The organism is Paraburkholderia sp. SEWSISQ10-3 4, assembly GCF_030464785.1.
In the GTDB taxonomy this organism is placed as follows: Bacteria; Pseudomonadota; Gammaproteobacteria; order Burkholderiales; family Burkholderiaceae; genus Paraburkholderia; species Paraburkholderia aspalathi.
Genome location: NZ_JALPRI010000012.1, coordinates 103,169 through 127,855 on the forward strand (window position 1 = coordinate 103,169; position 24,687 = coordinate 127,855).

23 protein-coding genes and 1 tRNA gene are annotated in these 24,687 nt (G+C 63.1%); 16 read left to right on the forward strand and 8 right to left on the reverse strand.

The window, feature by feature from the left end; translation table 11 throughout:
• The first annotated feature begins 165 nt into the window (after nucleotides 1-165).
• Nucleotides 166-1,320 (forward strand): exonuclease domain-containing protein, encoded by a 1,155-nt coding sequence (locus M0D68_RS21995; RefSeq protein ID WP_200618117.1) that lies wholly within the window; start codon nucleotides 166-168, stop codon nucleotides 1,318-1,320.
• 103 nt (nucleotides 1,321-1,423) lie between these two features.
• On the opposite strand, the gene M0D68_RS22000 is transcribed toward M0D68_RS21995, so the two are convergent.
• The 3 genes from M0D68_RS22000 to M0D68_RS22010 all read right to left on the reverse strand — a co-directional run bounded on the left by M0D68_RS22000 (nucleotide 1,424) and on the right by M0D68_RS22010 (nucleotide 4,090).
• Nucleotides 1,424-2,020: a chorismate mutase gene (locus tag M0D68_RS22000; protein ID WP_200618118.1), complete on the reverse strand. Its 597-nt coding sequence runs from the start codon at nucleotides 2,018-2,020 to the stop codon at nucleotides 1,424-1,426.
• A gap of 297 nt (nucleotides 2,021-2,317) precedes the next feature.
• Complete coding sequence (locus M0D68_RS22005; RefSeq protein ID WP_028200145.1) at nucleotides 2,318-2,467, reverse strand: hypothetical protein; 150 nt, start codon at nucleotides 2,465-2,467, stop codon at nucleotides 2,318-2,320.
• A 507-nt stretch (nucleotides 2,468-2,974) separates the two neighbouring features.
• Nucleotides 2,975-4,090, reverse strand: coding sequence for an aldo/keto reductase (locus tag M0D68_RS22010; RefSeq protein ID WP_200618119.1), 1,116 nt, complete (start codon nucleotides 4,088-4,090; stop codon nucleotides 2,975-2,977).
• A gap of 128 nt (nucleotides 4,091-4,218) precedes the next feature.
• On the opposite strand from M0D68_RS22010, the gene M0D68_RS22015 reads away from it, so the two are divergent.
• Both M0D68_RS22015 and M0D68_RS22020 read left to right on the forward strand, forming a co-directional pair.
• The gene (locus M0D68_RS22015) at nucleotides 4,219-5,130 is read left to right on the forward strand and encodes a LysR family transcriptional regulator (RefSeq protein WP_307852661.1); all 912 of its coding nucleotides are present in this window, start codon (nucleotides 4,219-4,221) and stop codon (nucleotides 5,128-5,130) included.
• Nucleotides 5,131-5,354: 224 nt separating this feature from the next.
• A complete protein-coding gene (locus tag M0D68_RS22020; RefSeq protein ID WP_093639072.1) occupies nucleotides 5,355-5,555 on the forward strand; it encodes a hypothetical protein in 201 nt (66 codons plus the stop codon).
• A gap of 115 nt (nucleotides 5,556-5,670) precedes the next feature.
• On the opposite strand, the gene M0D68_RS22025 is transcribed toward M0D68_RS22020, so the two are convergent.
• The 5 genes from M0D68_RS22025 to pepN all read right to left on the reverse strand — a co-directional run bounded on the left by M0D68_RS22025 (nucleotide 5,671) and on the right by pepN (nucleotide 10,587).
• Nucleotides 5,671-5,746 (reverse strand) — tRNA-Thr (locus tag M0D68_RS22025).
• 55 nt (nucleotides 5,747-5,801) lie between these two features.
• Nucleotides 5,802-6,818, reverse strand: coding sequence for a class 1 fructose-bisphosphatase (locus M0D68_RS22030; RefSeq protein ID WP_093639075.1), 1,017 nt, complete (start codon nucleotides 6,816-6,818; stop codon nucleotides 5,802-5,804).
• 122 nt (nucleotides 6,819-6,940) lie between these two features.
• Entirely contained in the window at nucleotides 6,941-7,396 is a 456-nt protein-coding gene (locus tag M0D68_RS22035; protein ID WP_200618120.1) for a HigA family addiction module antitoxin, read from the reverse strand.
• 16 nt (nucleotides 7,397-7,412) lie between these two features.
• Nucleotides 7,413-7,694: a type II toxin-antitoxin system RelE/ParE family toxin gene (locus M0D68_RS22040; RefSeq protein WP_200564691.1), complete on the reverse strand. Its 282-nt coding sequence runs from the start codon at nucleotides 7,692-7,694 to the stop codon at nucleotides 7,413-7,415.
• Between the two features lie 196 nt (nucleotides 7,695-7,890).
• A complete protein-coding gene (gene pepN, locus M0D68_RS22045; RefSeq protein ID WP_200618121.1) occupies nucleotides 7,891-10,587 on the reverse strand; it encodes an aminopeptidase N in 2,697 nt (898 codons plus the stop codon).
• A gap of 242 nt (nucleotides 10,588-10,829) precedes the next feature.
• Between pepN and M0D68_RS22050 the strand changes: the two genes are divergently transcribed.
• The 13 genes from M0D68_RS22050 to M0D68_RS22110 all read left to right on the forward strand — a co-directional run bounded on the left by M0D68_RS22050 (nucleotide 10,830) and on the right by M0D68_RS22110 (nucleotide 24,681).
• The gene (locus M0D68_RS22050; protein ID WP_200618122.1) at nucleotides 10,830-11,528 is read left to right on the forward strand and encodes a DUF4136 domain-containing protein; all 699 of its coding nucleotides are present in this window, start codon (nucleotides 10,830-10,832) and stop codon (nucleotides 11,526-11,528) included.
• 714 nt (nucleotides 11,529-12,242) lie between these two features.
• Nucleotides 12,243-12,956 (forward strand): beta-ketoacyl synthase chain length factor, encoded by a 714-nt coding sequence (locus tag M0D68_RS22055; RefSeq protein ID WP_093639090.1) that lies wholly within the window; start codon nucleotides 12,243-12,245, stop codon nucleotides 12,954-12,956.
• The gene (locus M0D68_RS22060; RefSeq protein WP_200618123.1) at nucleotides 12,940-13,734 is read left to right on the forward strand and encodes a 1-acyl-sn-glycerol-3-phosphate acyltransferase; all 795 of its coding nucleotides are present in this window, start codon (nucleotides 12,940-12,942) and stop codon (nucleotides 13,732-13,734) included. Before M0D68_RS22055 ends, M0D68_RS22060 begins: the two co-directional genes overlap by 17 nt.
• A complete protein-coding gene (locus M0D68_RS22065) occupies nucleotides 13,709-14,008 on the forward strand; it encodes a phosphopantetheine-binding protein (protein ID WP_200618124.1) in 300 nt (99 codons plus the stop codon). Before M0D68_RS22060 ends, M0D68_RS22065 begins: the two co-directional genes overlap by 26 nt.
• A gap of 2 nt (nucleotides 14,009-14,010) precedes the next feature.
• Nucleotides 14,011-14,262, forward strand: a complete 252-nt coding sequence (locus M0D68_RS22070) for an acyl carrier protein (RefSeq protein ID WP_093639096.1) — start codon at nucleotides 14,011-14,013, stop codon at nucleotides 14,260-14,262.
• Nucleotides 14,262-14,924, forward strand: a complete 663-nt coding sequence (locus M0D68_RS22075) for a hypothetical protein (RefSeq protein WP_200618125.1) — start codon at nucleotides 14,262-14,264, stop codon at nucleotides 14,922-14,924. The genes M0D68_RS22070 and M0D68_RS22075 overlap by 1 nt, the downstream gene beginning before the upstream one ends.
• Nucleotides 14,921-16,615, forward strand: coding sequence for an AMP-binding protein (locus tag M0D68_RS22080; protein ID WP_200618126.1), 1,695 nt, complete (start codon nucleotides 14,921-14,923; stop codon nucleotides 16,613-16,615). The genes M0D68_RS22075 and M0D68_RS22080 overlap by 4 nt, the downstream gene beginning before the upstream one ends.
• The gene (locus M0D68_RS22085; protein ID WP_200618170.1) at nucleotides 16,615-18,384 is read left to right on the forward strand and encodes a glycosyltransferase; all 1,770 of its coding nucleotides are present in this window, start codon (nucleotides 16,615-16,617) and stop codon (nucleotides 18,382-18,384) included. Before M0D68_RS22080 ends, M0D68_RS22085 begins: the two co-directional genes overlap by 1 nt.
• Entirely contained in the window at nucleotides 18,371-19,978 is a 1,608-nt protein-coding gene (hutH, locus tag M0D68_RS22090; RefSeq protein WP_200618127.1) for a histidine ammonia-lyase, read from the forward strand. The genes M0D68_RS22085 and hutH overlap by 14 nt, the downstream gene beginning before the upstream one ends.
• A complete protein-coding gene (locus tag M0D68_RS22095; protein WP_200618128.1) occupies nucleotides 19,975-20,406 on the forward strand; it encodes a thioesterase family protein in 432 nt (143 codons plus the stop codon). The genes hutH and M0D68_RS22095 overlap by 4 nt, the downstream gene beginning before the upstream one ends.
• Nucleotides 20,394-21,077, forward strand: coding sequence for an outer membrane lipoprotein carrier protein LolA (locus M0D68_RS22100; protein WP_200618129.1), 684 nt, complete (start codon nucleotides 20,394-20,396; stop codon nucleotides 21,075-21,077). Before M0D68_RS22095 ends, M0D68_RS22100 begins: the two co-directional genes overlap by 13 nt.
• Nucleotides 21,077-23,488, forward strand: a complete 2,412-nt coding sequence (locus M0D68_RS22105; protein WP_200618130.1) for an MMPL family transporter — start codon at nucleotides 21,077-21,079, stop codon at nucleotides 23,486-23,488. Before M0D68_RS22100 ends, M0D68_RS22105 begins: the two co-directional genes overlap by 1 nt.
• Nucleotides 23,485-24,681, forward strand: a complete 1,197-nt coding sequence (locus M0D68_RS22110; RefSeq protein WP_200618131.1) for a beta-ketoacyl-[acyl-carrier-protein] synthase family protein — start codon at nucleotides 23,485-23,487, stop codon at nucleotides 24,679-24,681. The genes M0D68_RS22105 and M0D68_RS22110 overlap by 4 nt, the downstream gene beginning before the upstream one ends.
• Nucleotides 24,682-24,687: the final 6 nt, after the last annotated feature.

Genomic DNA, 24,687 nt, shown 5'->3' on the forward strand with positions numbered 1-24,687 from the left:
GCATAAAAATATAATAATTAACGGCTTTATGAGGGAATCGCAGGTCGTGCAGGAATGCAGTCTTTGCGCCGCACGACGACAAGGGCAAAGCAATACTGGCTGGGTGCGCAGCGGCTAACTGGTGCATACTTGCCGCAAAGCCACGCGTCCAAAGTATCCTTTTCCATGTCTGAACAGTTTCTGCCGCAACCGGCCCTAGATGTGCCGATCGTCTTCGTCGACCTTGAAACCACCGGCGGCTCGACCAGTGAGCATCGCATCACCGAAGTCGGCGTGGTTGAAATAGGACCGGCCGGTGTGTCGCGTTGGAGCAGCCTGGTCGACCCGCAGCAACCGATTCCTTCCTTCATTCAGCAGCTCACCGGCATCACGAATGCGATGGTGCGAGGCGCGCCTACTTTCGACGTTATCGCGCCGGCATTGTTCGAGCGCCTGAACGGCAAACTGTTCGTCGCGCACAACGCCAGTTTCGATCGCGGTTTTCTGCGTGGGGAGTTTCGCCGGGCCGGACTCGCGTTCGATCCGGATGTGTTGTGCACCGTGCGCCTGTCGCGCGCGTTGTTTCCGGCGGAAAAGCGCCATGGGCTCGATGCGTTGGTGGAGCGTCATGGTCTCGTCCCGTCCGATCGTCACCGTGCACTCGCCGACGCCGATCTGATCTGGCAGTTCTGGCAACGTCTGCATGGCGGTCTTGTACCTCCGGACGTCTTGCAGGCGCAGATCGAGCGCACTACGCGGCGCTACCGGCTTGCCGGCGATATCACCGAGGATCTGCTCGACACGGCGCCGGCCGGATGCGGTGTCTATGCGTTCTATGGAGAAGACGATCTGCCGCTCTATGTCGGGCGAAGCGTGCGTGTGCGTCAGCGGCTGCGCTCGCACTTAACGGGTGAACGGCGTTCGTCGAAGGATGTGAGGCTTGCGCAACAGGTTCGGCGTGTCGAGTGGCGCGCGACCGGTGGCGAACTGGGTGCCATGCTTGCAGAGGCGCAATGGATCGCAACGCTGCGTCCGGGCCATAACCGGGTGCCACGTGTCTTGAAGAGCGATCCGGTGGATGCACCCTGGCCGTTCGAAGGTCCGATCGTATTTGAGGAGCGTGAAGACGTGTCGCACGCGCGCGCTTTTCATGTTGTCGACCGGTGGCGTTACCTTGGGCATGCGCCTTCGCTCGCCCAAGCGGCGGAGCTGTATGCGTCGAGCGCGGGCGGAACGTTCGAACTGTCGACCTATCGTCTTTTGCAAAGCCATCTGGCGCGCGGCTTGCGCGTGATGCCCTTGAGCGTTTCCAGCGGCACGCCTGTGCCGAGTCTGGCCTAACTCGGGTTTTGAGCAACAACCCGCTCCTCAGGGCCGCTTCAATCCACACCTGAGAGCGGCGGACCGATCGGTGTTTCAGACACCGTTCGACCGCCCCAAGCGATCAGCCCGTCGCACCGACTCCACCCGCTTCGCACACGTGGCCGAGAGCGCGCGTCAACGCGCTCGAATGGGTCGAGTCATAGCGCGTCAGCGATTTCCAGTTAGCCAGCGATTGCGCCACGCGCGACGGACAATCCTGCGCCGTGCGCAGCGGTTGCACGCGCGCGAGTCCGGCCACGAGCGATTGCGTCAGTCGGTCCAACTGCGGCCGCGTGCTGCTAGCGAGGTCGGGCGCAGGGCCCTCGGGCGGCCGCGTGCTACGCCAGGTATCAAACAGCGCGTTTTGCACGTCCTTGCTGGCGTCGATCTGATCCTGGAAGAAGGCGCGCGCAAACGCTGGATCGACGTTCGCTGCAACGGCGCGCTTTTCGACGTCGGCGAGCAATGCATTCTCGCGCGGCGTGTCCGTAATCGCCTGGTGATTCGCCCACTTCCAGCGCGCAACGGGCTCCGCTAGCGCGAGACGTTGCGAAGCCAGTGCGATCAGATTGGTGAGAGCGGTGTCGTCGCCATCCGCGACGGCTGGGGCGGGCGCGAGCGCAAGCGCGGCGAACAACGCGAGCGCGCATGACGCTCCAAAGCGATACGAGCGATTCATGGAAGGCGGGAGTGGCCAGTGGCCGCGGAAGAAAAACCAGAAGAATAGACGATGCGCGGATCAAGCGGGCGTGCTGAACAACCGAATAGCAAACTGCGGGGATATTTAAAGGCGCCTGGCAGAGACGAGTGAGGGACGAGTGCTATCACTTGCGCCGGGCCAGATCAGCCAGGCGTCGCAATCAAGCAGGCGTAACCCGCACCCCGAAAGCGGCAAACGACAATCGTAGGGGCGCGTGCGAATCTTCGCCGCGCGCCGGACGCGCGGACGCTGATGCTGCATTGCGCCACTGCACAATCACTTCGAGTCGCACGACTTACGTTGTTCGTCGAAAAATGCGCGAACATGCTCGGGCAGTTCGGCACCCAGAAACTCGACGCCAGCGGGTTCCGGATCCGGACTAAAAACTTTATCCGGGGTCGGAATCTTCGGTGGTTTGGCATCCATGATCTCTCTCCTTTACAAACCGATTATCTGCCTCGGTCCCCGTTTTGCACCAGCGTCTGATGCGGCTCACATGATGTGTGTTGCTTTAACGGTACAGCCTTACATTGGAACGGAATGTTTGAATAGAATTTGCCGGTTGACTGCGCAGAACTGAATTTGCCGCGGCCAATCAAAAACAGTCCGATATCTCTTCCGTTCCCCTCTCAGCCTTGCCCCACGCGCCTTCCGCGCATTATCTCTGTTGCGTCACAGCATCGCGTGTTCAAATCCGTTGATATGAACAAACCACGGCGATTTTTGTGCGCTGCCGCATCGGAAGGATTTTCTCCGCGTTAGTCCGAACGTTCGTTTATTACCGATTGGTTCAGCGCGTTCATTCAGCCCCCTAATTGTTTGTAAACGAACGATTGCGCGACTTCGTTGACGAATGGGAATACTTTTCTGACTATTTTTTGCAAATAAAAAGCACCGCGTTCCAGACGAACGGCGCTCAAGGTGGACGACTTTTTACGCGGTCGGCGCCGGAATTGTCACGGGTGCGGAGTAGGCCGCAGGTTTGTCGGCGACTTCGACCTGGCCATGAATCCGCGCCTGATGACCATCAGCAAACATGTAGTACGGGAATGGACGGGCAGGTGCCGAGATGGCGTTGAGTCGTGCGACCAATTCCGGCGCGAGCGTGAAATCGAGCGAGCCGAGCGACTCCTGCAACTGCTCCGGTCGGGTCGCGCCAACAATGATGCTCGACACGCCGCGCTTCTGGTGCAGCCAGTTCAACGCAACTTGCGCCATCGGTCGCCCCGCCAGATTCGCAACGGCCTCCAGTTCCGCGACGATGCGAAAATTGCGCTCGGTCAGCTTGTCGAATCCCGGCGGTGGCGCGCTGGCCATGCTCGCGAGGCGCCCGTCGCCGGAAACAGCGCTCGCCACTCCGCCTTGCGAAGGACGGTACTTACCCGACAACACGCCCATACCCAGCGGACTCCACGGCACGAGGCCCATGCCCAGATTCGCGGCTAGATCGGCGAACTCGTTTTCGGCGTTGCGTTCGATCATCGAGTATTCAAGCTGCATTGCCGCGACTGGTTCGAAGCCGCGCCAGTCGGCCAGCGTCTGCGCCCGTCCGGCAAACCACGCGGGCGTATCCGACAGGCCGACGTAGCGGATCTTGCCCGCGCGCACGGCGTCGTCCATCGCGCGCATGACTTCGTCCACCGGGGTGACGCGGTCCCATGTGTGCAGGTAATACAGGTCGATGTAGTCGGTGCCGAGGCGTTTGAGCGAGCCGTCGAGCGCACGCAGCAGATTCTTGCGATGGTTGCCGCCCGCGTTCGGATTGCCGGTCTCGGCGTTGTAGCCGTACTTGGTGGCGATCACGAGCCGGTCGCGCAGACCGCGCGCCGCGACGAACTTGCCGAGCCATTTCTCACTGGTGCCTTCGGTGTACATGTCCGCGGTGTCGATGAAGTTGCCGCCGGCATCCACGTACAGATCGAACAGGCGTTGCGCTGCTTGTTCGTCGGCGCCCCAGCCCCATTCGGTGCCGAAGGTCATCGTGCCCAGTGCGATCGGGCTCACGCGAAGGCCCGAGCGGCCGAGCAGGGTGTAGCGATCCATCGTCATGTCAGTCTCCTTGAGCGGTCAGGCGGAACGTGTTGAATCGATGGCGCTATCGTGCGCCGATTCTTTACTTGGAAAAACGCCGTCTGTCTGCAAGGATTATGAAGTTCGACTTAATAATGGAGATGGCGATGGATCCAGCCCAGTTGCCGGCGTTGATGGCATTCGCGAGCGTGGCGCGCCACGGCAGCTTCACGCACGCGGCTGCGGAAACCGGCGTGACGGCCTCGGCGTTGTCGCAAAGCATTCGTTCGCTCGAGACGCAGTTGAATGTGCGCCTGTTCAACCGGACCACCCGGCGTGTCGCGCTGACGGAAGCTGGTTCGCATTTTCTCGCCCGCGTGCTGCCTGCGCTGGGTGAACTGGAAGCGGCCTTCGAGGCGCTCGATGAAACCCGCGACCAGCCCGCCGGCACGCTGCGCATCAATTTGCCGAGGGTCGCGAGCGAGTTGCTGGTGTTGCCGCATCTGGCCGAGTTCACGCGCCGCTATCCGCAGATCCGTCTCGATCTGACACTCGACGATGGTTTCGCTGACGTAGTCGGCGAAGGTTTCGACGCGGGTATCCGGCTCGGCGAACGGATCGCGAAGGACATGGTGGCGGTGCCCTTGAGTGGTGACATCCGTATTGTCGTAGCCGGGTCGCGGGCGTACTTCGAGCGCTATCCAGCGCCGGCGACGCCAACTGATCTCGCCGCTCACGATTGCTTGCGCTACCGCTTCTCGACTAGCGGCGGCATCTATCGATGGGAGTTCGCGCAGCCTGATGATCCGTCGCGCGTGTTCCAGGTCGAGACACGCGGGAGCCTCGTCACCAACGATCTGCGCACGATGGTGCGGGCGGCGGAGCAGGGCGTGGGGCTCCTTCACGTGATCGACGACTACGTGAAGGAGCAACTCGAAGACGGCCGCCTGGTCCGCGTGCTGGAGGCGTGGTGTCCGAGCTTTCCGGGGTTTTTTCTGTACACCGCGAGCCGTGCGCAGATGCCGTTCAAGCTGCGCGCGCTGATCGATTTCCTACGGGAGAAGCGCGAAGTCCGATAGACCTCGCGTGGTACTGCAGCTTCAGGCTGCGAATCGTTGCGTCGGATACGCTGCCGTGCGGCTCTCCCCGGGTGGTGTCTGCAACTGCCGTTGGTTTGTCGTTCGCCTTGATCGTGCCGCCGACTATTATTGAAGCGGCTATCTGCGGCACAGGGTGCGGTGGATAACGGAAGCGCCGACACCGGCGCGGAAGATGGCAGTCTTCGCCCTTCAGAGAGTTCGCCATGGAAAACGCTGTCTATTGGAAAGGACGTCAGGTCGGTATCGAGTGCGCCGGCCGGATCTCGTGGTTCTCGTCAGCGCCGCAGGAAGCGGTGTTGGCGTATGGCATGAAGCCGGCTGAGAACGTGATCGTTGAAGACGCCATGATCGTTCGCAATCTCGGCGTGACCGCGCGAAGCGATCGACTGGATTTTGGCGGCTGAAGGGGCGCTATCGTTGGTCGTTGTGGCGCCGGTTGCAGCGAAAACCGCGTTGAAAACCGGCAACAGAAAAGCAAAAAGCCCAGTCACGAGGACTGGGCTTTTTGCTTGAATCTTGTGGTGCCGGAAAGAGGAATCGAACCCCCGACCTTCGCATTACGAATGCGCTGCTCTACCGTCTGAGCTATTCCGGCATCAGGAGAAACGAGATTATAGGGACTTCTTCAGGAACTTGGCAAGCCCCCGCGGTCACTTTTTTGCTTCGAGATGGTAGCGCGTGACGCGGTCGACTTCGTTCTTCGAGCCGAGGAACACGGCGACACGCTCGTGCAGGCTTTTCGGCTGTATATCCAGAATCCGCTTCTCGCCATTGGTCGCGGCGCCCCCGGCCTGCTCGACGATGAACGCCATCGGGTTCGCTTCGTACATCAGGCGCAGCTTGCCCGGCTTGTCCGGTGTGCGCTTGTCGGCCGGGTACATGAAGATGCCGCCGCGGTTCAGGATACGGTGCACGTCGGCCACCATCGACGCGATCCAGCGCATGTTGAAGTCGCTCTGGCGCGAACCGTCCTTGCCGTCTTTCAACTCGCCGATGTATTTCTCAACCGGCGGATACCAATGACGCTCGTTCGACGCGTTGATCGCATATTCGCGCGTTTCGACCGGAATGCGCATATCGCTTTGCGTGAGCACCCACGAACCCAGTTCGCGGTCGAGCGTGAAGCAGTTCACACCGTTGCCGGTGGTCAGCACCAGCACGGTTTGCGGGCCGTACACCGCATAACCTGCCGCAACCTGCTGCGTGCCGGGTTGCAGGAACGACTGTTCGGTGGGCTGCTGGCCGTCCGGGCAGCGCAGCACCGAGAAGATCGTGCCGATCGACACATTGACGTCGATGTTCGACGAGCCGTCGAGCGGATCGAACACCAGCAGGTATTCGCCCTTCGGGTAGTTGGCGGGGATCGGGAAGAATTGCTCCATTTCCTCGGACGCCATGCCCGCGAGGTTACCGCCCCATTCATTCGCTTCGAGCAGGATTTCGTTCGACAGGATGTCGAGCTTCTTCTGCACTTCGCCCTGAACGTTCTCGCTGCCCGCCGTGCCGAGCGCATCGCCCAGCGCGCCCTTGCTGACGTGGTAGCTGATCGCCTTGCACGCGCGCGCGACGACTTCGATCAAAAGGCGCAGGTCGGCCGGCAGGTTGTTGGTTTCGCGCTGCTGCTCGATCAGGTACTTCGTGAGAGTGGTACGACGTTGCAAAGCCATTGCTGTACTCCGGGAAGGCTTAGGGAATGTCTCGATTTTAACCGCTCGCTGTGTCGATTCCGTGCTTTTGAGATACAAGGGCGTGCGCCCGTCTCGCCAGGGGCTGTAAAGGCGCGCGAAATTCAGGCTTTTCGGCGAGCCTTGATGGCCGTGACATGGCCGGCCACATGGGTGGCAAGCGCCGCGGCACGGGCGTGTTCGGCGGGGACCTTCGGCATTTTGGGCCGGTTCGCCTTGGGCATCGGCTCGATCTCGCGTTCGATCTGCTCGCCGGCCGCCGCGGTGGCGACCCGCAGGTCGTAGGCGATCTGCAGATTCAGCCAGAATTGCGCACTCGCGCCGAAGTAGCGCTCGAGCCGCAGCGCGGTGTCAGCCGAGATGGCGCGCTTGCCGCGCACGATGTCGTTGATGCGAGGCGCCGGTACGCGCAGCGCAAGGGCGAGCGCGTTGACGGACATGCTGAGTGGCTCGAGAAACTCGCACCGCAGAATCTCGCCGGGGTGGATTTCCGGGATACTTTCGCCGGTGCTGATGTCGGAGAAATCGATGCTGCCCAGATCGGAGCGTTTGATGACCATGCCGGTCTCCCAATAATCAGTGATAGTCGACAATTTCGACATTCAGCGCCTCCCCGTCGACAAAGTGAAAACAGATGCGCCACTGTGCGTTGATGCGAATACTCCACTGCCCGCTGCGCTGGCCTTGCAAGGATTCGAGCCGATTGCCCGGCGGCGCGTGCAGGTTGCGGATCGACCTGGCGGCGTCGATCATGAGCAGCTTGCGGCGTGCGAGCGCCTGCATATGAAGCGGCAGTGAATGCACGAACTTGCCCTGAAAGATTGCCGCCGTAGCCTTGTCGCCGAATGTCGTGATCATGGGATGATATAACGCATCGCGTTAAACGTAAACCGTTAAATGAATGCGTTTACTTTCACCCTGTCGAGCCGATACGAATAGTCGTCCAGACGGCTAACGTTGACGTCCGCACATCGCCTCATCGCGAAATTGAGGACGAAAAAAAGCCGGCAACACGTGCCGGCTTTTCGCTGCGTAAAGCGCTGTCAGACGATCGTCACGCCAACGCTTTTTCCACGATCTCGCGCACGTCGCGCGACTTCACCTGCGACGCCACTTTCTCCAGCGCCGCGCGCATGCCGTCGCGCAGTGTCGGCGTGAAGCGGCGCCACAATTCCAGCGAGCGGGCGAGGCGCGCGGCCACTTGCGGATTGATGGCGTCGAGCGCGATCACCTGCTCGGCCCAGAACGCGTAGCCCGAGCCGTCTTCGGCATGGAACTGCGCAGGGTTCGCGGCGCAGAAGCTGAAAATCAGCGAGCGCGCGCGGTTGGGGTTCTTCAGGTTGAACGCAGGATGCGCCATAAGCTTGCGCACGATCTCGATCACCGGACGCTGCGCGCTGCCACGTTGCGTGGCTTGCAAGGCGAACCACTTGTCGATGACGAGCGGTTCCTTTTCGAAGCGCCGGTAGAAGTCGTCCAGCGCCTGCTGCGCCTCCACGCTGCCGCCGTTCGCCGCCGACGCATTGAGCAACGCCGAGAGCGCCGCCGAGCGGTCGGTCATGTTGTTGGCGGCGTCGTATTGCGCGGATGCAAGCCGCACGGCTCCAGCCGGATCGTCCAGTTCCGCGAGATACGACAGCGCAAGATTCTTCAACGCACGATGACCGGAAGCCTCCGGCGTCGCTTCATACGCACCTGGCGTGCGGTGCTTTTCGTACACGGCAAGCCAGTCCGCTCTGAGCGCATTCGCGAGGCGCTTGCGCACAAACTGCCGCGCGGCATGTACGGCAGCCGGATTCGATTCGGCCATCTGTTCAGCCAGATACGCTTCCGACGGCAGCATCAACGCCAGTTCGCGGAAAGCGGGCGAGAGCGTCTCGTCGGTCAGCACGCGAGCGAACGCCGCGACCACCGAGTCGTCGAGTTGCAGCGGCACGCCCGTGGCGGCGCGCCCGGCGAGCGTCAGCAGCTCGCGCGTGGCGAGCCGTTGACCGGCTTCCCAGCGGTTGAACGGATCGCTGTCGTGCGCGAGCAGGAAAGCGAGCTGATCGGCCGAGTAGTCGTATTCGACGATCACCGGCGCCGAGAAATTACGCAGCAGCGAGGGCAGTGGTTCCTGCGCGACGTTGACGAACGTGAAGGTCTGTTCGGTCTGCGTGAATTCCAGCACGCGAGTGGTGGCTTCCGACGCCCTGGTTTCGCCTTCCAGTTGCAGCGGCAGATCGTGGCCGTCCTTGCCGATCAAACCAATCGCGAACGGAATCAGCAGCGGACCCTTTTGCGTTTCACGCGCGGCCGGGGCGGTATCGCCGTAGCCTTGCGTGAGCGTCACGCTGTAGCGCTGCTGCGCGGCGTCGTATTGCGTGCGCACGGACACGCGCGGCGTGCCGGCCTGGCTGTACCAGCGCTCGAATTGCGCGAGATCACGGCCGTTCGCATCGGCGAGCGCGTGACGGAAGTCGTCGCAGGTCACAGCCTGGCCGTCATGACGCTTGAAGTACAGGTCCATGCCTTTGCGGAAACCGTCGCGGCCGAACAGCGTTTGATACATCCGCACGACTTCCGAGCCTTTTTCGTAGACCGTCATCGTGTAGAAGTTGTTGATCTCGACGTAGCTTTCCGGGCGCACTGGGTGCGCCATCGGACCCGCGTCTTCGGCGAACTGCATCTGCCGCAGTACGCGCACGTCTTCGATGCGTTTGGTGGCGCGCGCGGCTTCATCGGTCGCGCCGCCCGCCATGTCGGCCGAGAACTCCTGATCGCGGAACACCGTCAGGCCTTCTTTCAGACTCAGCTGGAACCAGTCGCGGCACGTCACGCGGTTGCCGGTCCAGTTGTGGAAGTACTCGTGGCCGACCACCGCCTCGATATTCGCGAAGTCGGTGTCCGTTGCCGTTTCGGGGTTCGCCAGCACGTACTTCGTGTTGAAGATGTTGAGCCCCTTGTTCTCCATCGCGCCCATGTTGAAGTCGCTCACCGCGACGATCATGAAGCGGTCCAGATCCAGTTCCAGCCCGAAGCGCGACTCGTCCCAGCGGATCGAGTTGATCAGCGAATCCATGGCGTGACGGGTCTTGTCCAGGTCGTGCGGTTCGACCCACACCTGCAACAGCTTTTCCTTGCCCGAACCGCTCTTCACGCGTTCTTCGAGCGCGACCAGTTTGCCGGCGACCAGCGCGAACAGATAGCTCGGCTTCCTGAACGGATCTTCCCAGCGGGCGAAATGGCGGCCGTCCGGCAGATCGCCTTCTTCGAGCAGATTGCCGTTCGACAGCAGCACCGGATAGTCGGCCTTGCTGGCGCGCAGCGTGACCGTGAAGGTCGCCATCACGTCGGGGCGGTCGAGGAAATAGGTGATGCGGCGAAAGCCCTCGGCCTCGCACTGCGTGAAGAAGTTGCCGCCCGACACATACAGGCCCGACAGCGTGGTGTTTTCCGCCGGATTGCAGATGCTGGTGAGCGTGAGCTCGAAGCTATCCGGCACGTTGTCGAGCGTAAGGCCGTGTTCGTGCGCATGCGCTTGGGCGAACGGGGCGCCGTCGATCGTGGCGCTGACGAACTCGAGTTGTTCGCCCATCAGTTCGAAATTCGAGGCGTGGGACGCGTCCGGGTTGCGGCGCACCCGCATCGTGTTCCTGACGACGGTGCGTTCGGGGATCAGATCGAACTCCAGTGCGACGGTGTCGATCAGGAAGGCGGGCGGCGCGTAATCGGCGCGGCGGATCACATTGGGCGTTGCGGTATCGGCCATGGCGTTCTGTAGTGATGGGACTCGAGCCGTCAAGCGTGCTTATGGCGCGCGAGCCGGGCTTGTCGAGCCATTGTACAAAGGCTCGGCGGATTGTGCGGCTCGAACTTTTTGCCGATTCGCCTGGTCAGCGTATTATCGGCGCGCGCGTGGAATAAAAAAGGCCAGCGCGTCGTTGAAATCGAGTGGCGACAGGCGCAACGCTAACAATCCAGAAGCAAACTAAAGGCCTTAAGAGGTAGACCATGAACATTAATCGATGGACCCGCCGCGCCACACTGCTGCTGGCCACGCTGACGGTGCTGCTGTCGGGCTGCACGAGTTACGTGACCTCGCAGGTCACGGCGTTCTCCGACTGGAGCGGCAACGACGCCAGCCGTACCTATGCGTTCACACGGGCGGGCGATCAGCAGAACAATCTTGAACTCACCACCTACGAGCGCCTCGTCGGCAACGAACTCGCCACGCATGCGTTCCGTCAGGTCGACACGTCCCAGGCGCGTTATCTGGTCGGGCTCTCCTACGGGATTCGCTCGGACATGGTGACGGTTGCGCAGCCGGTGTATTACAACCCCTGGCCGGCGCCGTACTGGGGCCGGCCGTTCGATCCGTGGGGACCGTGGGGTGCGTTTCCGACCGCCTATGTGAACCAGAGTTACCCGATCTTCACGCACCTGCTCGGCGTGCGGATTACCGAGCGAGCCAGCGGCAAAGAGGTCTATAACGTGACGGCGCGCAACTCGGACGAAGAATCGTCGCTGGTGAGAGCCATGCCGTATCTGGCGCGCAGCGCGCTGGCGGACTTCCCGCTCGGCAACGGCGTCGTCCATACCGTGAAGCTTCCCGTCGACAAGAACGGCGGGGTCTCGAACGAAGTCGCGACGACGGGTGCCGCGCCCGCGGCTGCACCAGCCTCGGCGCCGGGTGCGAAAGTCGTGCAGTAAGCGCAAAAAGCACTGTAAGCACTGCACCGGCACGGCGAACAGTATGCGCTGCGGCGCAACAAAAACGGCCCGGCAGGTCATTCTGCCAGGCCGTTTTGCTTTGCTGCCGGCGCGAGCGTGTCTTTGACCGGAAGTGGGTAGCGCCACCGCGATATGGCAAAAACGACGTTACGGTAAGCCTCCGTAAGTCGCGCACGAGAATCGAAAAATGCACGGCATTTCACTCAGCAGGCCGGCCCCAAAGCGTTGAAATGTTCCGAAACGAAACACTTGTTTAGAAAGTTAAATGAAAGTATTCGCGTCTATTTGCTGACGTAGCAGCGCCCATCTGGCCCGCGGAGCTCGCCGCAAGGCGGCTTTGCAGACTGCTCACGATCGCGCAAGGGCCGCCAGGCCTATATTTTGACGTTGTCCAGGCATCCGTCGCACCTGCGATACGGATACAGATAGATACGTCTTTTGTGGCTGATTTAATCCACAATATTCAGTATGATTCCGGCGACCACAGGGAGCCTGAGTCAATCCATCAGACTAATTGGCGAAGGCGCCTAAATAATCGGGGCCACGTGCCGTTAAAACGCTGAACCCTATATAAGAAGATTGGATTGACCCCGGCTGGAGATTGTCGTTCCGCGCGGCGCGCATACGCTGTGACGGCTGCGTATTCCGTCAGGCGCCCTCAGCCTCTCCTCGCTTCTACGCGCGAACACCGATATGCCCGATCTGCACTGGACCATTCCGGTCGCTCGCTGGTCTAGCTGGCCTGCTGCCGCATCTGCCGCACCCGACATCGGCTTCATCGAGCCGATCGTGCGGCGTCGCCTGAGCACGCTGTCCAGAGTCGCCCTGAAGGTAGCGCACGACTGTGTGGCGCAAGATGAGGTCCGGGTCGTGTTCGCTTCACGTCACGGCGAATTGCGGCGCACCACGGACATCCTGCGTGCCATCAGCGCGGGAGATCCGGTCTCGCCGACCGCTTTCAGCCTCTCGGTGCTGAACGCCATGACCGGCGTGTTCGGCATCGCGCGCGGCGATCGTTCCGCTGCCAGCGCGATCTCGGCCGGCGCCGAGACGCTCGGCTACGCGCTGCTGGAAGCGTACGCGCAATATGCAACGCAGCCCGGGGCACCAGTATTGCTGGTGTACGCTGACGAACCGGCCGATCAGGCGTACGGCACGATCGAAGACGAAGTGCAGGGCGGCGCGATCGCGATCCTGCTGAACGGCGAAGCGGCGACGGGGCAACTGGTCTGCACGTTGTCCGGCGCGGGTGACGAGGCAGCCGTGGCCGCGCAGGAGGCAAGCACGGAAGAACGTTTCACGACCCAGAGTCAGGCGCTGCAGCACTGTCTGGAAACGGGTAGGCCCGCCGTCTGGCAAGGCGCCGGCGCGGCCTGGCATTGGAGGTGGCATGAACGCGCGGCTTGATTACGTTTGGCGGTTCTGCGCGACAGGCATGGCCTTCGTGGTGTTCGGCATCTGCGGCGTGCTGTTTTCGGTGCTGGTGTTTCCGCTCGCGTGGCTGTGGCCGCACCGGGCGTCGCGTCAGCGCGTGGTGACGACCGTGATTCACTGGTTTTTCCGCGCGCTGGTCGCGGTGTTGCAGTGCATCGGCGTGATGGAGCTCGAGGTATCGGGTGGGCAGGCATTGCGCGCCGGCGGTCCGGCGATCGTGGTCGCCAATCACCCGACCTACCTGGACGTGATGGTGTTGTTGTCGCTCACGCCGCGCGCCTGTTGCGTGGTGAAAAACGCGCACTGGGGCAACCCGTGTTTCTGGGGGATCGTGCGCTCGGCGGAATATGTGAGCAACGCGGATCCGTCGGAACTCGTCGAAGCCGGCGCGCGACAGCTGGCAGCGGGCTACACGATGATTATTTTTCCCGAGGGCACGCGCAGCCCCGCGCCGAACCGGCTGCACGCGTTTTCACGCGGGTTCGCGCACATGGCATTAAAGGTCGGCGCGCCGATCGTGCCGGTGCTGATGGACTGCGATCCGCCGGCGTTCACGAAGCAGATGCGCTGGTATGACGTGCCGGCGCGCGCTTTCAGGATCCGTGTGAACGTGCTCGAGCCGCTTGGCGTCGAGCAACTCGCCGACCACGACACTTCACCGTCTCTCGCGGCGCGCAGCGTGACCAGCGCCATCGAAGCTCACATTACTCAGCACCTGTTCGATTATGGATTCTTTAAAACTGGAAATTAAACAGCTTCTGATCGAAGCCCTCGATCTGGAAGACCTGAGTCCGGCCGATATCGACGACGACGCCCCGTTGTTCGATACCGACGGCATCGGTCTCGACTCGATCGACGCGCTCGAGATCGGCATCGTGCTGCGCAAACAATACCAGCTGACCATCGCCGCAAACGACGAACGCACCCGCGAGCACTTCCGCTCGATCAGCACGCTGGCCGCGCTGGTCGCGAGTCAACGCAAAACGGCGCATGCTGTGAACGAAACCACAAGAAAAGGGGATTAATCGTGAACGAGGCAGAGATTCTTGAGCGCATCCGCGCCATCTTCAAAGAGAACTTCGCGATCGAGCCGGAGCGCGTGACGCCAGACGCGCATCTCTTCGAGGACCTCGATCTCGACAGTATCGACGCCGTCGACCTCGCGATCAAACTGCAGGAAATGACCGGCCGCCGCATCAAGCCGGAAGAATTCAAGTCGGTGCGCACGGTCGGCGATGTGATCGGTGCGGTCGAATCGCTGCTGGCGGCACAAGGCTGATGCCATCCGTGCGCTCGCGAATGCAAGCGGCGGCGAGCCGGCCCGCCGAGGCTTCGCCCGGCACTGAGCGCCACTGGGCCAAAACGGTGGTGCAGGTTCTGTTGAAACTCGCGTATCCCGCGTTGATTCTGTGTGCCTGGCGCTGGGACACGCCGCGCTATGTCGGCTGCATGCTGTTTGCGATTCTGTGGCTGCAACGCTGGGCCGGCAGCGGTCCGGTCGCGACCTCGCTGCGCCGGCTCTCCACGATCGACTGGACCGTGGTCGGCTTGCTGAGCTGCGCCTCGGCGGCCATCGTGTTCACCAACAGCGAACTGCTGCTGCGCCTCTATCCTTCGCTCGTCAATCTGGGTCTGCTGATCGCGTTCGGTGCGACGCTCGTGCGCGGGCCGTCGATGATCGAAAAATTCGCGCGGCTAGGCAATCCGAACCTGCCGCCGGGCGCCGTACGCCATACGTGGCGCGTGACCCAGGTGTGGTGCGTTTTCTTCGCGCTGAACGGCGCGTTCTCCGCTTATACGGCGCTCTATTGGAGCCGCGCAAACTGGTCGCTCTATAACGGCGCGATCGCTTATGGGTTGATCGGCGTGCTGCTGGTAGCCGAGGTCATCTGGCGTTATCTGGTGGTGCTGCCGCGAGCCGCGCGTTCGGAGGCGGCATGATCGCGTTGCACGACCTGTTGTCGGCGGGCCATGGGGCCGCCGTCGTGAATGCGCCGGTATGCCGCGACGGCGCGACGGTGCTCGACCGCACAGCGTTTCGCGCTCGTGTGTCGACGCTGGTCACGCTGATGCAAACGCAAGACGCGCGCCGCTACGCATTGTGTATCGATGATCCGTTCGATTTCGCCTGCGCGCTGTTCGCGCTGTTCGCGTGTGGCAAGGAGCCGGTGATTCCGGCCAACGCGACGCCGGGCTATCTCGCCGATCTGGCCGATGCGTACGACGCCGTGCTGACCGACGCCGACCTGCCACTTGGCGTGCGAGACGCAGACGCTGATGCTGATGCTTCACACACGATCGATCCGCAAGCTCCGTTGACGCTCTACACCTCCGGCAGCAGCGGCGCCCCCAAACCGATCCGCAAGACCCTCGCGCAATTCAATGCCGAAGTGCACACGCTCGAAAAGCAGTGGGGCGCTTTAGTCGGCGATGCGACGATGCTCGCGAGCGTGCCGCATCATCACATCTACGGTTTGCTGTTTCGCGTGTTGTGGCCGCTTGCAGCGGGCCGCGCATTCGACCGTGCGATCAGCATCGAGCCTTTGCATCTGCAAACACAGATCGAGCAATGCGGCGCGACGGTGGTCGTTTCGACGCCCGCGCAATTGTCGCGTTGGCCCGCGTTGCCCGGCTTCGCTGCGTTGACGCCGGCGCCGCGCGCTTTCTTTTCTTCGGGCGGCCCGCTTGCCTTGGAAGCTGCCCAGGAATACGCCGCCGCTTACGGCGCTGCGCCGCTCGAAATCTACGGCAGTACGGAAACCGGTGGCATCGCGTGGCGTCGTCAGGATCAGACCGATGCCTGGCAGCCGGTCGTCGGCATTGAAGTGCGCCGCGACGAAGACGGCGCGCTGAATGTCCGCTCGCCGCATCTCGATCACACCGGCTGGCATCGCACGGACGACAAGATCGCGTTCGACGCCGATGGCCGCTTCCGCCTGCAAGGCCGCCTCGATCGCGTGCTCAAGCTGGATGGCAAGCGCGTGTCGTTGCCGGAACTTGAAACGCGTCTCGCGCTGCATCCGTATGTTGCGCAAGCGGCGATCGTGCCGCTGGAAGGCGCCTCGCGCGAGCGCGTCGGCGCCGTCGTGGCGCTGACGGAAGCCGGCTGCGAGGCATTGCGCGACGAAGGTCGCGTGCAACTCGCGCGCACCCTGCGCCGTCATCTTGCTGCTTATTTCGATGTGGTGGTGCTGCCGCGTCATTGGCGTTTCCGCCTCACGTTGCCGTTCGACACGCGCGGCAAGCTGCCGGTGGCCGCTGTCGCGGCGGCATTCGAACCGCGCGAGGACGGCGTGGAAGTGCTCGCCGAAGCTCGTAGTGCCGACACGTTGCACTACGAACTGCGCGTGCCGCCGACGCTCGTGCATTTCGCCGGCCACTTCCCCGGTCTGCCGATTCTGCCGGGCGTCGTTCAGGTGCACTGGGCCATGCATCTGGCCGCTGAACACGTGCCCGCCGTGCGAGCACTGGCATCGGTCGATCGCCTCAAGTTCATGGCGCCGGTGCCACCGGGCGCGGTGCTGAATCTCACGCTCGCACACGACGCCGCGCGTGGCCGCGTGCAGTTCGCGTACCGGCTGAGCGGCCGTGAATGCGCGTCCGGTGTGATCGTGTATCGGGAGCCCGCATGATGCGCTTCGCTCCTTGCATCGTTATTCCGATTTACAACCACAAGGACGCGATCGGCGCGACCGTTGCCCATCTCGCGGTGCACGGCTTGCCGATGTTTGTCGTCGACGACGGCAGCGATGAAGCGACCCAGTTGGTGCTCGCTTCGCTCGCGCAACAGTACGCGGAGCAGCTTACGCTCCTACGTTTGCCGGTCAACGGCGGCAAAGGCGCGGCGGTGATGGCGGGACTACGCGCTGCACGCACCGCGGAGTACACGCACGCTCTGCAGATCGATGCCGACGGCCAGCACGACGCGACGGACGTGCCACGTTTCATCGACGCGGCGCTTGCCGAACCGGGCGCGGTGATCCTCGGCCGCCCGGTCTACGACGAGAGCGTGCCGAAATCGCGCCTCTACGGCCGTTATCTGACACACGTGTGGGTGTGGATCGAAACGCTCTCGCTAACGATCCGCGATTCGATGTGCGGCTTCCGTCTGTATCCGCTTGCGCTTGCTTGCGAGCTGATCGACAGCGTGCAACTGCCGACGCGCATGGACTTCGACATCGAAATTCTCGTGCGTCTGCACTGGCGGCGCGCCGCGTTCCGTTCGATTCCGACGCGCGTCACCTATGCAAGCGACGGCGTCTCGCATTTCGACGTGCTGTGGGACAACGTGCGCATCAGCCGCAGCCACACGCGCCTCGTGTTCGGCATGCTGTGGCGTCTGCCGATGCTGCTCGCGCACAAAGTGATGCCACGCCGTTCGGCTATTGCAAGTGAGGCGGTCAAGCAGGGCGATCAGAACGAACCCGGCCAGCACGCTGAACAAAACGAACAAAGCCCCCAGGACTGGTGGCGAATCGCCGAACGCGGCAGCCATCTGGGCATGTCCTTGCTCGCCCTCAGTTGCAAGTTATTCGGCCGCCGTTTCACCGCGCTCTGGCTGCATCCGATCGTCGCGTATTTTCTGCTGACGGGCCGTGCCGCACGCGAGGCGTCGAGCAACTACTTCACGCGTCTCGGTGCGGCCGCACCGCACGGCGATACGCCGCGCCCGGGTTGGCTGTCCGCCTATCGCCACATGCTGGCGTTCGCGCAATCGGGTTTCGATAAGCTCGCGGCGTGGTCCGGCCGTGTCAACAACGCCGACGTCAAATTCGAAGACCCATCGGCATTCGAAGCCTTGGTGGCGAGTGGCAAAGGCGCGCTCGTGATCGGCGCGCATCTCGGCAATCTGGAAATGACCCGCGCGCTCGCCGCGCAAGGCGCCTACGCGAAAGTCACCGCCGTGGTCTACACCGAACACGCGCGGCGCTTCAATAGCGTGCTGGCGTCGGCGAATAGCCAGTTCGCGCGGCATCTGCTCGAGGTTAGCGATTTCGGTCCCGAGACCGCGATGATGATGCAGGAGCGCGTCGATGCGGGCGAGCTACTGGTGATCGTCGGCGACCGCGTGCCGGCCCACGAAGCGGGTCGCACGACCGAAGCGCAATTTCTCGGCTCGACTGCGCCGTTCGCGCAAGGCCCCTACGTGCTCGCACATGCGTTGGGCTGCCCTGTCTATCTGTTCTTCTGCCTGAAAGAGCGCGACGGTTATCGTTTGTATTTCGAACCGTTCGCCGAGCGCATCGAGTTGCCGCGCCGCGAACGCGCGCAGCATCTTGCCGCGTGGGCGCAGCGGTACGCGGCGCGCCTCGAACACTATTGCCGCAAGGCACCTTATCAATGGTTCAATTTCTTCGATTTCTGGGCCAGCCCCAAGCGAGGCACACATGGCCGAACATGATCTGATCGAGGCGCAGAACGTTAGCGCAAATGAGAGCGCGGGTGCAAACGCGGCGGCGGTGACGATCGGCGGCCGCAAGCTGACGATCGAAGAAGTCGTTGCGATCGCCCATCATCGCGCACCGGTTGCGTTGAGCGCCGATCCGGCGTGGCGTGCGCGGATCCAGCGCGGCGCGGATTTTTTGCGCCGGCATCTGGCGTCGGGCGCGACCGTGTACGGCGTCAACACCGGCTATGGCGACGCGTGCGTGGTCGACGTACCGATGGAACTCGTCGAAGCCTTGCCGTTGCAGTTGACGCGTTACCACGGCTGCGGAATGGGCCAGTATCTCGACGACGCGCAGACGCTCGCGGTGATCGCCGCGCGACTCAACTCGCTGGCCTATGGTTTCTCCGGCGTGCGCCCCGTGTTGCTCGAACGTCTTGCCGATCTGATCAATCACCGCGTGTTGCCGCGCATTCCGTCGGAAGGCTCGGTCGGCGCAAGCGGTGACCTGACGCCGCTCTCGTATGTAGCCGCCGCGCTCGCCGGCGAACGCGATGTGATGTTCGAAGACAGTCTGCGCAACGTGCGCGAAGTCTGGGCCGAACTGGGTCACGAGCCACTGACGCTCGCGCCGAAAGAAGGTCTTGCGCTGATGAACGGCACCGCGGTGATGACAGGCCTCGCCTGTCTCGCGTTTGCGCGTGCCGATCATCTGACGCGCCTGACCGCACGTCTCACCGCGCTCTCTACCGTGGCACTCGACGGCCGCGCCGCGCACTTCGACGCAATGCTGTTCGAAGTGAAGCCGCATGCAGGCCAGGCCGAAGCCGCGGCGTGGATTCGCGACGATCTGAGTGGGCGCGACGATACGCCGGGGCATCGTCTGCAGGACCGCTATTCGATTCGCTGTGCGCCTCACGTAATCGGTGTTGCGCGCGATGCCTTGTCGTGGGTGCGCCGCGATGTCGAGAACGAACTGAACAGTGCGAACGACAACCCGCTGATCGACCCCGACAACGGGCGCGTGCTGCACGGCGGCAACTTCTACGGCGGCCATATCGCGTTCGCGATGGACTCGCTGAAAGTCGCGGTCGCCAATCTCGCCGATCTGATGGACCGGCAGCTCGCGCTGCTGGTCGACGTGAATTTCAATAACGGCTTGCCGCGCAACCTGTCGGGTGCTGCGCCCGCGCGCGCAGCGATCAATCACGGTTTCAAGGCGGTGCAGATTTCGTCGTCCGCATGGACGGCCGAAGCGTTGAAGAACACGATGCCGGCGAGCGTGTTCTCGCGTTCGACCGAAGCGCACAATCAGGACAAGGTCAGCATGGGCACGATCGCTGCGCGCGACTGTTTGCGCGTGCTGGAGTTGACCGAGCAGGTTGCCGCCGCGCATACGCTGGCGACGGTGCAAGCCGCGCGTCTGCGCTTGAAGATCGACAGCACCACGCCTGTTCCCGCGCCGCTGCAAGCGTTCATCGATAGCGTGACGGCGCAGTCGCCGTTCGTCGACGAAGACCGCGCGCTGGAAAGCGACCTGCGCGCGCTGACTGCGCGCATCGCCGCCTGCGAGCTGTTGGACGACTATCGCGGAGGCCCGAACGCATGAGCGGCTCCCCTAAAGTGCTGACAGCCAGCGCGATGGTCGAAGTGCCGTTTCACGACGTCGACGCGATGAACGTGTGCTGGCATGGCCACTATCTGAAGTACTTCGAGATCGGCCGCGCGGCGCTCCTGCGCACGTTCGACTACGACTACCGCGAGATGCAGGCTTCGGGTTACCTGTGGCCGATCGTCGAGGCACATCTGAGGTATGTGCGCCCGGCTACTTACGGCCAGGCGCTCGAAGTGCGCACGCAACTGCTCGAACACGAAAACCGCCTGAAAATAGGCTATGAAATTGTCGACTGCGCATCCGGTACGCGATTGACGAAGGGCTACACGATCCAGGTCGCGGTTGATGCCGCGACGCAGGAATTGCAGTTCGTGTCGCCGCCCGTCGTATTCGAAAAGCTGGAGCGTGTATGGGGACGATAAGCTTGCGCGGTGTGGCAGCGGGAGCGTTGCTTGGGCTAGGCACCCTAAGCGTATCAAGTCTGGCAGCATGGCCGACTGCGGCGTCTGCGGCTGAAGCCGCACAGTCCGCCGGCAACCCGGCACTTGTCTCGCAGATCGCCTCCCGTCTCGCCCAGGCTAAGGGCGTCCGCGCGCAATTCACGCAAACGCAAACGCTCGCCGCGATGAAGCAGCCGCTCGTCAGCACGGGTTCGCTGCTGTTCGTCCGCGATCGTGGCGTGATCTGGCAGATCGACACGCCGTACAAAGCCACGTACGTGATCACCGACGCGGGCGTCGCCGAAGTCGACGCCAACGGCCAGCGCGTGACCGCTCACAGTGCCCAAGGCACACGCGGCGTCGCGCAGGTTTCGAAGATGATGCGCGCGATGCTGGGCGGCGATCTGTCGGCGCTCTATTCGCAATTCGACGTGCAGGCCGAAGGCAGTGCCGCGCAGTGGCGCATGCAACTCACGCCGAACCAGCCGCAGATCGCGCAGTCGATCAAAGGTCTGCAAATGAACGGCGGCGACTATCTGCAAAGCTTGCGCATCACGCTCGCGAACGGCGACATCACGAAACTCGACTTTGCAAAAAGCGCGGCGGTGAGCGAACCAACGCCGGCTGAGCGTAGCCTGCTCGGAGCGCCGTAATGCAGGTGCTGCAACAGCGGTCCGCGAAACAGGCGTGGGGCATGCGCGCCGCGTGGCTGCTGCTCGCGCTCGCCGCGGCGCTGTATTGCGGTTGGCGTTTTGCGGGACCCTCACCGCTGCAGACCAATCTGCTGGCGTTGCTGCCTGCCACGGAAGCGGATCCGGTCGCCGAGAAGGCGGTCGATACGCTCGCGAGTGCGCTGGGCGACCGCACGGTTTTCCTGGTCACCAGCAACGATGACGCGCACGCCAAAACGGCTGCGAAACAACTCGGCGCATCGTTGCAGAAGAGCGGGGCGTTCGGCTCGGTGACGGCGGAGCTGCCGCCGTTCGATCTGTCGCAGATCGCCGCGCTGTACATGCCGTATCGGTTCGGTTTGCTGGCGCCCGCTGACCGCACGGCACTCGCGCAGAGCAATGCTGCAAGCCCCACGCTGCACGACGCACTTGCACAGCGCATCTACAGCCCATTGCACGGCGGCCTGACCACGCCACTCGCCGACGATCCGTTCGGCTGGCTCGAACACTGGCTCGGCGGCTTGCCGCTCGCCACGTCGAATCTCGAACTCGAAGACAACATGCTGGTGTCGCATCGCGGCAGCGCGACCAGCGTGCTGATCGTCGCCACGTTGCCGGGCTCGGCCTACGAATCGAAAACGCAGCACGCCGTGCTCGCCGCGCTTGCGCAAGGTGAAAGCAGCCTGAAGCAGGCGTTCCCTGACGTGTCGGTGGCGAGAACCGGGGCAGTGTTCTACGCGGAGTCGGCCCGTAGCGCATCGGAACATGAGGTGCATCTGATCGGCGTCGCGTCGCTGTGCGGGATTGCGTTGCTGATGATGTGGGTGTTCCGCTCGCCACGTCTGTTGCTGCTCGGTTTCGTTTCGACCGCGCTCGGCATTGTCTGCGCGCTTGCGGTCACGATGCTGGTGTTCGGTCAACTGCATCTGTTGACGCTGGTGTTCGGCGCGAGCCTGATCGGCGAAGCGGTCGATTATTCGATTCAGTATTTCGTGGTCTATCTCGGCGCGCAGCGCGATTGGGATTCGCGCCGTGGCGCGCGTGCCGTGCGCCCGGCCTTGACGGTCGCGCTTGCCACCAGCCTGCTTGGCTACGCGATCCTCACGTGGGTGCCGTTCCCGGCGCTCAAGCAGATAGCATGCTTCGCGATTGCGGGCATTGTGACGGCGTATGCCTCCGTGCTGTGGCTGTTGCCCGCGTTGCTCACGCGCCCGCCGAAGCGCGGCCCGCGGCACCTGTTCGCTGGTGCGGCGCGTCTGCTGACGGTCTGGCATCGCACGATCGGCGGCAAGCGCGCATGGTTCGTCGCGGCGCTATTGCTGATCGTGGCGATTCCCGGCTGGTTGCGTCTGACGAGCGACGACGATATCCATCTGCTGATCCAGCGTGATCCTTCGCTGGTCGCGCAGGAAGACAAGGTGCGCGCGGCGGTGGGTGTCGATAACAGCGCGCAGTTTTTTGTCGTGCGCGGCGAGACGCCGGAAATCGTTTTGCAACGCGTCGAAGCGCTGGGTACGAAGCTCGACGGGTTGAACGGCCCCGCGAACAAGGTGGGCAGCTATCAGTCGGTGGCGCAATTCGTGCCGTCCGCGAAGCAGCAAAACGCAGACCGCGCATTGCTTGCGCAGCACGTATTCAACGATCCCGCAGCGTTGCGTGCCACGCTGCTGCAGGCGGGCTTTAAAGACGAAGTCGCCGATGCCTGGCTCGCCGCGTATGCAAAACCGCAGCCGCTGCTTACGGTCGAGACGTGGCTCGCCGCACCGTGGTCGCAGCCCTACAGGCATCTGTGGCTGGGTGAAGTCGATTCGGCGACCAAAGCGTATGCGTCAGTCGTGATTCCACAAGGCGTGACGCCGCAGAACGAACCTGCGCTAATCGCCACCGCGCAGGCGCTGCCCGGCGTCGTATTCGTCGACAAGGCGGCGAGCGTCTCGAAGCTGTTCGGCGCGTATCGCGTGGATAGCGGGTGGTGGCTCGGCGGTGCGCTCGCGCTCGTGCTCGTCCTGTTGATGCTGCGCTACCGCGCGCGCGGCGGCATTGCCGTGACGCTGCCGGTGCTTCTCGCAGTCGTCATCACGCTTGCGGTGTTCGGTTACGCTCACGTGCCGCTCAATCTGTTCAACTGGCTCGCGCTGATGCTGGTGCTCGGCGTTGGCGCAAACTATGCGGTGTTTCTGCGCGAAGGCTGCCTGCGCGCGGACGCCGATCTCGGCGCGGTGTGGACCGGTGTGCTGCTGTCGTCGGCCACCACGCTGTTGTCGTTCGGCATGCTCGGCATGAGCGCGATGCCTGCGCTGAAGAGTTTCGGCGCCACGCTCGCGCTCGGCATCCTCGTCTCGGTGCTGCTCGCGCCGATCGGCATGCCATCGGAATCAAGGAGGGCCGCATGAAGGCGCCATCAGTTTATTTGCACGCGCTCGGCATGATCAATGCGCTCGGCGGCGACCTCGATGCAATCGTCCCGGCGCTTATCGCCGGTCACGCACCCGGTATGGCTCACGCACACACGGGCATTGGCGAAGCGTTCGTCGGCAGCGTGCTCGCGCCGCTCGATCTGGCGCCGCCCGCCGGGCTCGCACGCTACGACTGCCGCAATAACCGCTTGCTGCTGGCCGCGCTGACGCAGATCGCGCCCGCGGTCGACGCGGCTCGCGAGCGTTACGGCGCGCAGCGGATCGGCGTGGTGCTCGGCACCAGCACGTCAGGTATCGAAGCGGCCGAGGCCGCATTCGTCTATCAGGCACAAGCGGGCAAGCTGCCCGCAAACTTCAATTACCGGCAGATGGAGATCGGCACAGCCGCGCCATTTGCCGCCGCCGTGCTCGGCGTGCAGGGCCCGGCCTTCACGATCTCGACCGCTTGTACATCGAGCGCGAAGGCCTTTGCGTCGGCGCGCCGTCTGCTGCAATTACGACTGTGCGACGCGGTGGTGGTGGGCGGTGTCGATTCGCTGTGCGAGTTGACGGTGCAGGGTTTCGCCTCGCTCGAATCGACCAGCGGCGTACGCACCAATCCGATGAGCCGCAATCGCAGCGGGATCAACGTCGGCGAAGGCGCAGCCGTGTTTCTGATGAGCCGCGAAGAAGCGGCGGTACGGCTCGCGGGTGTCGGCGAATCGAGCGATGCACATCATATTTCCTCGCCGGACCCCCAAGGTGTGGGCGGCGAACTCGCGCTGCAAGCGGCGTTGGCCGATGCGGGCGTCGCATCGTCGGCCATCGGCTATGTGAATCTGCATGCCACCGCCACACGCAAGAACGACGAGATGGAAGCGAAGCTGATGGCGCGTGTCTTCCCCAACGGCGTGGCAACAAGCGGCACGAAGCCGCTGACGGGTCACCAGCTCGGCGCGGCAGGCGTGACCGAACTCGCCTTCGCATGGCTGACGCTGGCGGCCGCGAATGGCTCGCAACCCGTGCCGCTGCCGCGCCATCTGTGGGACGGCGAGGCGGATCCGGCGTTGCCGACGTTGGACCTGGTCGAAAAGGAACGCTTTTTGCCGCAAGGCGCGGGACCGCAGTACGTGATGAGCAATTCGTTTGCGTTCGGCGGCAGCAATGTCAGCCTGATTCTTGGACGGTGACGCGCG

What these genes read in the sequence shown, in the direction of transcription:
- M0D68_RS22020 (WP_093639072.1), top strand. Translation starts at nt 5,355, where the DNA reads ATGGAAAACGCTGTCTATTGGAAAGGACGTCAGGTCGGTATCGAGTGC.
- M0D68_RS22065 (WP_200618124.1), top strand. Translation starts at nt 13,709, where the DNA reads ATGGATTCTTTAAAACTGGAAATTAAACAGCTTCTGATCGAAGCCCTC.
- M0D68_RS22010 (WP_200618119.1), bottom strand. Translation starts at nt 4,090, where the DNA reads ATGACGATGGATCGCTACACCCTGCTCGGCCGCTCGGGCCTTCGCGTG.
- pepN (WP_200618121.1), bottom strand. Translation starts at nt 10,587, where the DNA reads ATGGCCGATACCGCAACGCCCAATGTGATCCGCCGCGCCGATTACGCG.
- M0D68_RS22100 (WP_200618129.1), top strand. Translation starts at nt 20,394, where the DNA reads ATGGGGACGATAAGCTTGCGCGGTGTGGCAGCGGGAGCGTTGCTTGGG.
- M0D68_RS22080 (WP_200618126.1), top strand. Translation starts at nt 14,921, where the DNA reads ATGATCGCGTTGCACGACCTGTTGTCGGCGGGCCATGGGGCCGCCGTC.
- M0D68_RS22110 (WP_200618131.1), top strand. Translation starts at nt 23,485, where the DNA reads ATGAAGGCGCCATCAGTTTATTTGCACGCGCTCGGCATGATCAATGCG.
- M0D68_RS22005 (WP_028200145.1), bottom strand. Translation starts at nt 2,467, where the DNA reads ATGGATGCCAAACCACCGAAGATTCCGACCCCGGATAAAGTTTTTAGT.
- M0D68_RS22060 (WP_200618123.1), top strand. Translation starts at nt 12,940, where the DNA reads ATGAACGCGCGGCTTGATTACGTTTGGCGGTTCTGCGCGACAGGCATG.
- hutH (WP_200618127.1), top strand. Translation starts at nt 18,371, where the DNA reads ATGGCCGAACATGATCTGATCGAGGCGCAGAACGTTAGCGCAAATGAG.
- M0D68_RS21995 (WP_200618117.1), top strand. Translation starts at nt 166, where the DNA reads ATGTCTGAACAGTTTCTGCCGCAACCGGCCCTAGATGTGCCGATCGTC.
- M0D68_RS22035 (WP_200618120.1), bottom strand. Translation starts at nt 7,396, where the DNA reads ATGGTCATCAAACGCTCCGATCTGGGCAGCATCGATTTCTCCGACATC.
- M0D68_RS22105 (WP_200618130.1), top strand. Translation starts at nt 21,077, where the DNA reads ATGCAGGTGCTGCAACAGCGGTCCGCGAAACAGGCGTGGGGCATGCGC.
- M0D68_RS22085 (WP_200618170.1), top strand. Translation starts at nt 16,615, where the DNA reads ATGCGCTTCGCTCCTTGCATCGTTATTCCGATTTACAACCACAAGGAC.
- M0D68_RS22015 (WP_307852661.1), top strand. Translation starts at nt 4,219, where the DNA reads ATGGATCCAGCCCAGTTGCCGGCGTTGATGGCATTCGCGAGCGTGGCG.
- M0D68_RS22030 (WP_093639075.1), bottom strand. Translation starts at nt 6,818, where the DNA reads ATGGCTTTGCAACGTCGTACCACTCTCACGAAGTACCTGATCGAGCAG.
- M0D68_RS22040 (WP_200564691.1), bottom strand. Translation starts at nt 7,694, where the DNA reads ATGATCACGACATTCGGCGACAAGGCTACGGCGGCAATCTTTCAGGGC.
- M0D68_RS22095 (WP_200618128.1), top strand. Translation starts at nt 19,975, where the DNA reads ATGAGCGGCTCCCCTAAAGTGCTGACAGCCAGCGCGATGGTCGAAGTG.
- M0D68_RS22000 (WP_200618118.1), bottom strand. Translation starts at nt 2,020, where the DNA reads ATGAATCGCTCGTATCGCTTTGGAGCGTCATGCGCGCTCGCGTTGTTC.
- M0D68_RS22075 (WP_200618125.1), top strand. Translation starts at nt 14,262, where the DNA reads ATGCCATCCGTGCGCTCGCGAATGCAAGCGGCGGCGAGCCGGCCCGCC.
- M0D68_RS22050 (WP_200618122.1), top strand. Translation starts at nt 10,830, where the DNA reads ATGAACATTAATCGATGGACCCGCCGCGCCACACTGCTGCTGGCCACG.
- M0D68_RS22055 (WP_093639090.1), top strand. Translation starts at nt 12,243, where the DNA reads ATGCCCGATCTGCACTGGACCATTCCGGTCGCTCGCTGGTCTAGCTGG.